The organism is Asanoa sp. NPDC050611, assembly GCF_040654855.1.
In the GTDB taxonomy this organism is placed as follows: Bacteria; Actinomycetota; Actinomycetes; order Mycobacteriales; family Micromonosporaceae; genus Asanoa.
Map to the genome: position 1 here is coordinate 1 of NZ_JBFAIU010000375.1, position 6,855 is coordinate 6,855.

General features: G+C 71.6%; 5 protein-coding genes. 1 reads left to right on the top strand and 4 read right to left on the bottom strand.

Features of this window, described 5'->3' with window-relative positions; translation table 11 throughout:
* Nucleotides 1–79 precede the first annotated feature (79 nt).
* The 4 genes from AB0H87_RS35465 to lpdA form a co-directional block, all read right to left on the bottom strand.
* The gene (locus AB0H87_RS35465) at nucleotides 80–712 is read right to left on the bottom strand and encodes a hypothetical protein (protein WP_360156013.1); all 633 of its coding nucleotides are present in this window, start codon (nucleotides 710–712) and stop codon (nucleotides 80–82) included.
* Between the two features lie 40 nt (nucleotides 713–752).
* Complete coding sequence (locus tag AB0H87_RS35470) at nucleotides 753–1,145, bottom strand: nuclear transport factor 2 family protein (protein WP_360156016.1); 393 nt, start codon at nucleotides 1,143–1,145, stop codon at nucleotides 753–755.
* A gap of 51 nt (nucleotides 1,146–1,196) precedes the next feature.
* A complete protein-coding gene (pulA, locus tag AB0H87_RS35475; RefSeq protein ID WP_360156019.1) occupies nucleotides 1,197–4,193 on the bottom strand; it encodes a pullulanase-type alpha-1,6-glucosidase in 2,997 nt (998 codons plus the stop codon).
* A 94-nt stretch (nucleotides 4,194–4,287) separates the two neighbouring features.
* Nucleotides 4,288–5,676, bottom strand: a complete 1,389-nt coding sequence (gene lpdA, locus AB0H87_RS35480; RefSeq protein WP_360156022.1) for a dihydrolipoyl dehydrogenase — start codon at nucleotides 5,674–5,676, stop codon at nucleotides 4,288–4,290.
* Nucleotides 5,677–5,715: 39 nt separating this feature from the next.
* Between lpdA and AB0H87_RS35485 the strand changes: the two genes are divergently transcribed.
* Nucleotides 5,716–6,855 (top strand): Gfo/Idh/MocA family oxidoreductase (locus AB0H87_RS35485; protein WP_360156025.1); only part of this gene is annotated, 1,140 nt, incomplete at its 3' end.

The following is a 6,855-nucleotide window of genomic DNA, read 5'->3' on the forward strand; positions in this document are numbered from 1 at the left end:
GCTAGTCGGCCACCGGCTGCGGGCAGCGGTGTGGGTGGTGCGGTGGTCGGCATCGGGCACCCTCCCCAATGGTTGATCGTCAGACACGGGACCTGAGCAACGACCGGCGGGCGACGACCGGGTACCAGGTCGCGTTCGTCCCGACGCCGCGCGCGTCGGCCTGCGCCAGGAACCAGGCGACCGCCGCCGCGCTGTCCCATGGCTCGTCGGGACGCACCTTCTCGGTCGCCTCGCGGATCTCGGTCAACCATGGCTCGGCCACGCCCGGCGACCGGACCATCGCGAGGTGCCCGAGCAACTGGTCGCAGCGGATCCGGCGGTCGATCAGATCGTGCGTCGCGGCCAGGCGGGCGACGATGTCGCGGTAGGCCTGGATCGCGCCCGCCCGCTTGCTGCTGCGCCGCGCCGCGACACAGCTGGTGCAGGACATCCGGTCGCCGAGGATCGCGTGGGCGCCGCACTTGGGCTCGCCGCAGTCGAGGCAGGTGCCGACCGCGAACAGACCGCACCCGCAGGAGACGGGCGGCACCGCACCGGTCGCCTCCTGGTAGCGGTGGCCGCACACGCGACCGGGTGAGACCACGGCGGTGCCGCCGGTCATGGTCGCGGTCGGGCCGTGACCGGGTCCGTAGGTCGTGCACTCCCAGAACCCGGGCGCCAGCAGGAGCCGCTGCGTGCCGCCGCACTGGGGACAACCAGGCGAAAGGGGCACACCCCATCGTGGCACGCCTTAGCGGGCCGAGCCGCACATGTCACCCACCCGGGTAGGGCTGCGGCTCGCCGGCGAAGGTCGCCCAGTCGCGCTCGTCGGCGTAGTGGTACTCCCGCCACCGGCGGATACGCCCGTCTCGGACGGCGACGAACGCGATGCCGTGGTACTGCCGCCGTCCCCGAAAGGTGTACTCGACGAACCCGGCCTGTCGGGCCGCGTTGAAGGCCAACTGGTGCACCGTCATCGTCATCGGCGGCGGATCGTCCCCACCGGACAGCTCGTAGATCTCCGCGCGACCGACGTAGCGCTGGCGGTCCGGCGGCTCGACGTAGACGACGTCGTCGGTGAAGCAGTCGGCGGCCTCGGTCGCGCGCCCGCGGCTCCACGCGGCGGCCAGGCGCGACAGCAGTGAGAAGAACTCGTCCTCCGTCACGCCCGCGAGGCTACGACAACACCGCTCGACGCGGCGGCCCGCAAGCTGGCCTTACGACACGAAAACCGCCACCGTGCGGGCCGGGACCGTGAAGGTGCCGCCGCCTGTGTAGCGCGCGGACTTCACCACCGGATCCGCGCCCGCGGCCTGCACCGGGTGCAGGGCGTAGGGCCGGCCGGCGGTGCCCGGGACCGTCTGCGTGGTCGCGGTCGGCGAGGCGTTGAAGATGACCACGACGCGTTCCCAGCGGCGGTCGACGTCCTTGCCCGCGGTGTCGTCCAGGGTCATCGCGATCACGCCCGGCGCCTGGTCAGGGCCGCCGATCGGGAACGCCACCCGCCGTTGGATCTCGGTGGCCGACGGCAGGGCGAACAGCGGCGACGAGCCAGCGATCCGCAGGAAGTCGGCCGCGCCGGTCGCGGCCGCCGCCATGTCGGCGGGGGCCGGCTTCAGCGCCGGGTCGGCCAGCAGCGGGCGCATGTAGGACCACTTCGCCTCGTTGTCGCCGCGCGGCGGCAGGCCCGAGCCCCACGTGGACGAACCGCCGGTCCAGTCGACGCGGTTGAACCAGTCGCCGGAGTCGAAGGAGTTGCGGTCGAGGGACTTCGAGCGCAGCAGGTCGGTGCCCGCGTGCCAGAAACCGACCCCCTGCGACAGGGTCGTCGTGGCCAGCGACAGCGTGTTCATCCGGACGCGGTCGGCCATCGGGAGCGACGCGGGCAGCTTGTACTGCAGGTTGTCGAAGAGCGTCTCGTTGTCGTGAGCGTCCACATAGGTCACCGTCTCGGCCGGCGCCGCCGCGTAGCCCGCCGGCTGGCCGTTGTAGTCGACCTCCGCGCCCGTGACCACCGCGCCCGTGCGGGACTCGAAACGGTAGGACCGCAGGTTGCCCGCCAGGCCCACCTTGATCTGGTCCTGCTGCAGCAGCAGGCGGGCCCGCTGCTCGTCCGGGGAGCCGTTGACCGGGTCGCCGTTGGGGTCCGTGAACAGCCCCGAGCCGAAGCCCTGCAGGTGTGGGTTCGCGTCGAACGGGCCGCCGCCGCGGACCGCGTCGCGCAGGCGGTCCGAGAAGGTCGCTATGCCGGTGCCGGCCATGTTGGCCTGGGTCGCCTGCACGAAGCGGGCGTCGTTCGCCACCTCACCGAAGTTCCAGCCCTCGCCGTACAACAGGATCGACCTGCCGTCGACGCCGTCCCGGGCCAGGGACAGCCGGTCGAGCGCGTGCCGCACGGCCAGCATGTTGGCCTTCGAGTGGTGGCCCATCAGGTCGAAGCGGAAGCCGTCGACCTTGTAGTCGCGCGCCCACGTGACCACCGAGTCGACCATCAGCTTCTCCATCATGCGGTGCTCGGTCGCGGTGTTGGCGCAGCACGTCGACGTCTCGACCTGCCCGGTCAGGGTGAGCCGGTGGTAGTAGCCCGGCACGATCCGGTCCAGCACCGACTTCGGCGCCTGGCCGGACGCGGTGGTGTGGTTGTAGACGACGTCCATCACGACCCGCAGGCCCGCGCCGTTGACGCCGGCCACCATCGACCGGAACTCGCGGGTCCGCGCCGCGCCATCGGGCGAGACCGCGTAGGAACCCTCGGGCGTCGTGTAGTGCCACGGATCGTAGCCCCAGTTGAACCCGTCCGTCGGGCGCACCGGCTCGACGCACGCCTGCTGCTCCTCGGAGGCGGGCGGCAGCGCCGCCAGGTCGCAACCCGGGACGGCCTGGTCGGACCGCCGCTCGGGCACCGTCGCGAAGTCGAACACCGGCAGCAGGTGCAGGTGCGTCACCCCGGCCGAGGACAGCGACCGCAGGTGCCGCATGCCGGCGCTGGACCGGTCCGTGAAGGCGTCGTACGTCCCGCGGTGCTCCGCCGGCACCGTCGTGTCGCCGATCGAGAAGTCCCGCACGTGCAACTCGTAGACGTGGGCCGCGGTGAACGCCGGCGCCGACGGCTTGCGCAGGCGGGCCCAACCGGGCGGCGCCAACGCAGGATCGGACAGGGAGGCCAGCACCGACCGGGTCGAGTCGGCGGTCAGCGCCACCGAGTAGGGGTCGGTCACCGTGTTGGTCTCCACCTTGCCGGTGGTCGGCGCGAACACCCGCACGGAATAGACGTAGGACGCGCCACGCCAGGACCGCGCACCCACCGCCGTCCACACACCGTCGCGGTCTCGCCGCATGGGCACCGTGCCGACCCCGTCGACCGACAGGGACACCGACTGCGCCGTCGGTGCCCACAGCGCGAACGACGGCACGCCGCGCCCCGACCACGAGACCCCGAGGGTCCGCCGAGCGGCACCGGCGTAGAGGTCGTCCAGCACGCCGGGGATCTGCACCCCGGTCGCGTCGACCAGCGCACCGGACGCGTCGAAGGCGGCGACCGCCACCTGCCCGGTCAGCACGGACGCCACCGGCACCGACGCCGGCACCGTCAGCGCGCGGAACCCGGCCAGGTGCGGAAACGCGGACCGCACGTCGGACGGCAACCCCGCCGCGCGTACGCCCAAGGGATGGGCGGAACCACCCACCACCGCGCCGTCTGCCACGGACATCCCGCCCGACGGCGCGGTGTAGAGCGCGAACCGCACCGCCGCGGCCGGCGGCTGCCAGGCGATCAACCCGCGCCGCACCCAGTGCGCCGCCGCCTCGGCACCCAGCGCCCGCGGCGCGTCGTCGACGATCCGGTGCGTCGCGTGGTCGTAGGTGAAGGTCAGCACGCCACCAGGGGCCGCAAGCGGGATGTTGGCACCGCCCGGTGCCCCACCCGCGCCGTAGTTCTCGTCCCACGACCCGTTGAGCGCGACCTTGTATTCCCAGGAACCCGCCGGCACGGTGAAGGACGCGCGGAACAGCCCCGGCGACCCGGCCACCGGCGCGAGCGCGGTCTGCGCGCACTCCGGCTGCCAGTCGCCGGGGCACCCGAGCTCGGACTGCAGGGACCCGACCAGCGTGACCTGGGCGGGCAGCGGTGTGTGGTCGGCGAGCGCCGGTGTCGCGAAGAAGCACGAGACCAGGCCCAACACCGCGACGACAGCGGTCCGCCAGCGTGGACGCATCGGACGACCCCCCAAGCAAGAGCGACGACATTGACGCTCCTCGCATTGGAGTCGCCCAGCAACGCTGCGTCAACCCACTACCGGCGAGTCGTGCTCACATATTGATCATGTGGCCCGCGAGACCGTGGATCGCCTCCTTGACCGCCTCGCTCAGCGTCGGGTGGGAGTGCACGTTGCGCCCCACCTCGTGCACGGTCAGGTCCCACTGCTGCGCCAGCGTCAGCTCCGGCAGCAGCTCGGTCACCTCGGGCCCGATCAGGTGGGCACCGAGCAGCTCGCCGTACTTCCCGTCCGAGAGGATCTTGACGAAGCCGACCGTGTCACCGAGCCCGTTCGACTTGCCGTTGGCGGTGAAGGGGAACTTCGCGACGCGCACGTCGTAGCCAGCGGCCAGGGCCTGCTCCTCGGTGTAGCCGAAGCTCGCGACCTGCGGCTGGCAGAACGTCGCCCGCGGGATCATCACGAAGTCGAGCTCCATGGTCTCCGCGCCGGCGATCGTCTCGGCGGCGATGACGCCCATGCTCTCCGCGGCGTGCGCCAGCATCAGCTTCGCGGTCACGTCACCGATGGCATACAGACCGGACACGTTGGTACGCCCCCGCGCGTCGACCTCGATCGCACCGCGAGCGGTCAGCGCGACGCCGGTGTTCTCCAGCCCGTACCCGGTGACATTGGGTTGGAAGCCGATCGCCTGGAGCAGCTTGTCGGCCTCGATCACCCGGGTCTGCCCCTCGGTGCTGGACACGGTCACCTGGACCCCGGCGGACGACTCCGACACCGACTCGACCTTCGTCGCGACCAGCACCTCGATCCCGAGCCGCTTGTAGCGCTTGAGCAGCTCGGCCGAGACCTCCTCGTCCTCCAGCGGCAGCATCCGGTCGAGGAACTCGACGATCGTGACCTTGACGCCGTAGTTGTGCAGCACGTAGGCGAACTCGACCCCGATGGCACCGGCGCCCGCGATCACGATCGACGAGGGCAGCTCGGAGCTGAGGATCTGCTCCTCGTAGGTCACCACCCGCTCCGACAACGACGTGCCCGGGATCAGCCGGGTCGAGGCGCCGGTCGCGATGATGCAGTTGTCGAACGTCACGGTCTGGTCACCCACGGCGATGGTGTGCGCGTCGACGAACGTACCCCGCCCGTTGATCTCCGTGATGTTGTTCTTCTTCATCAGGTAGTGCACGCCGCGCACCCGCCCGTCGGCGACCTTCCGGCTGCGGGTGTACGCCGCGCCGTAGTCGAAGGTCACCTCGCCGGTGACGTTGATGCCGAAGGTCTTGGCCTCCTGGCTGAAGATGTGGTTGAGCTCGGCGTTGCGCAGCAGGGCCTTGGAGGGGATGCAGCCCACGTTGAGACACACGCCGCCCCAGTAGCGCTCCTCGACGACCGCGGTCCGCAGGCCGAGTTGGGCGCCACGGACCGCGGCGGTGTAGCCGCCCGGGCCCGCGCCGAGAACGACGAGATCGAAATGCTCAGTCATGACTGAAGCCTAGGCCGCGGAGGGGGCTAACATCCGCCCATGCGGATCGGCGTCATCGGGTGCGGGAAAATCAGTGGGATCTACTTCAAGAACCTGACCCGATTGCCGAACACCGAGGTCGTACGCTGTGCGGACCTCGACGTCGAGCGGGCCAAGGCATGCGCGGCGGAGCACGGCGTGCCGGCCGCCGGGACGGTCGAGGACCTGCTGGCCGACCCGGCCGTGGAGCTTGTGGTCAACCTCACGATCCCGATCGCACACGTCGAGGTGGGGCTGGCCGCGGTCCGGGCGGGCAAGCACGTCTACGCCGAGAAGCCGCTGGCGCTGACGGCGGCCGATGGCGCGACGTTGCTGGCGGAGGCGCATCGGGCGGGGGTACGCGTCGGCAGCGCCCCGGACACGTTCCTCGGCGCCGGCGTCCAGACGGTCCGCACGCTGCTCGACGAGGGCGCGATCGGCACGCCGCTCTCCGGCGCGGTGTTCATGCTCTCCCCCGGACACGAGCGCTGGCACCCGGCGCCGGATTTCTACTACCAGCCGGGCGGCGGCCCGCTCTTCGACATGGGCCCGTACTACCTGACGGCGCTGGTCAACCTCCTCGGCCCGGTGGCGGCCGTCAGCGCGGTGGCGGGTCGCGGGTTTCCGACGCGCCGCACCCCGGCCGGCCGGGAGATCCCCGTCGAGGTCCCGACGCACGTGAGCGCGGTGCTCGAGTTCGCGGCCGGCGCCACCGTCACCGCGATCTTCAGCTTCGACGTGCCCGCCTCGACGATCCCACACGGCATCGAGATCTACGGGAGCACCGGGACGATCGTGCTGGACGACCCGAACCACTTCGGCGGGCCGGTGCTGACCCGCGGCCGGGACGACGCGGGCTGGCGGGAGGAGCCGCTGCGCACGCCCTGGTCGACGGACTCGCGCGGGATCGGCGTCGCGGAGATGGTCGCGGGCATCGAGGAGGGCCGCGCCCACCGCGCCTCGGCGGCGCTGGCCTTCCACGTCCTCGACGTCATGGAGACTATCCACACCGCCGCCGAGCGCGGCGCCCGGCTGCCCGTGCGCTCGACCACCGAGCGCCCGCTGCCCTTAGCTGATCGAGAACGCGACGTCGTTCTCGCCCCCGCACACCAAGGTGCGGGTCTCGGGGCAGGCGGTGCCCAACGGGTACGCGATCGAGAT

Coding starts and splice junctions, on each gene's coding strand:
- pulA (WP_360156019.1), bottom strand. CDS start 4,193: ATGCGTCCACGCTGGCGGACCGCTGTCGTCGCGGTGTTGGGCCTGGTC.
- lpdA (WP_360156022.1), bottom strand. CDS start 5,676: ATGACTGAGCATTTCGATCTCGTCGTTCTCGGCGCGGGCCCGGGCGGC.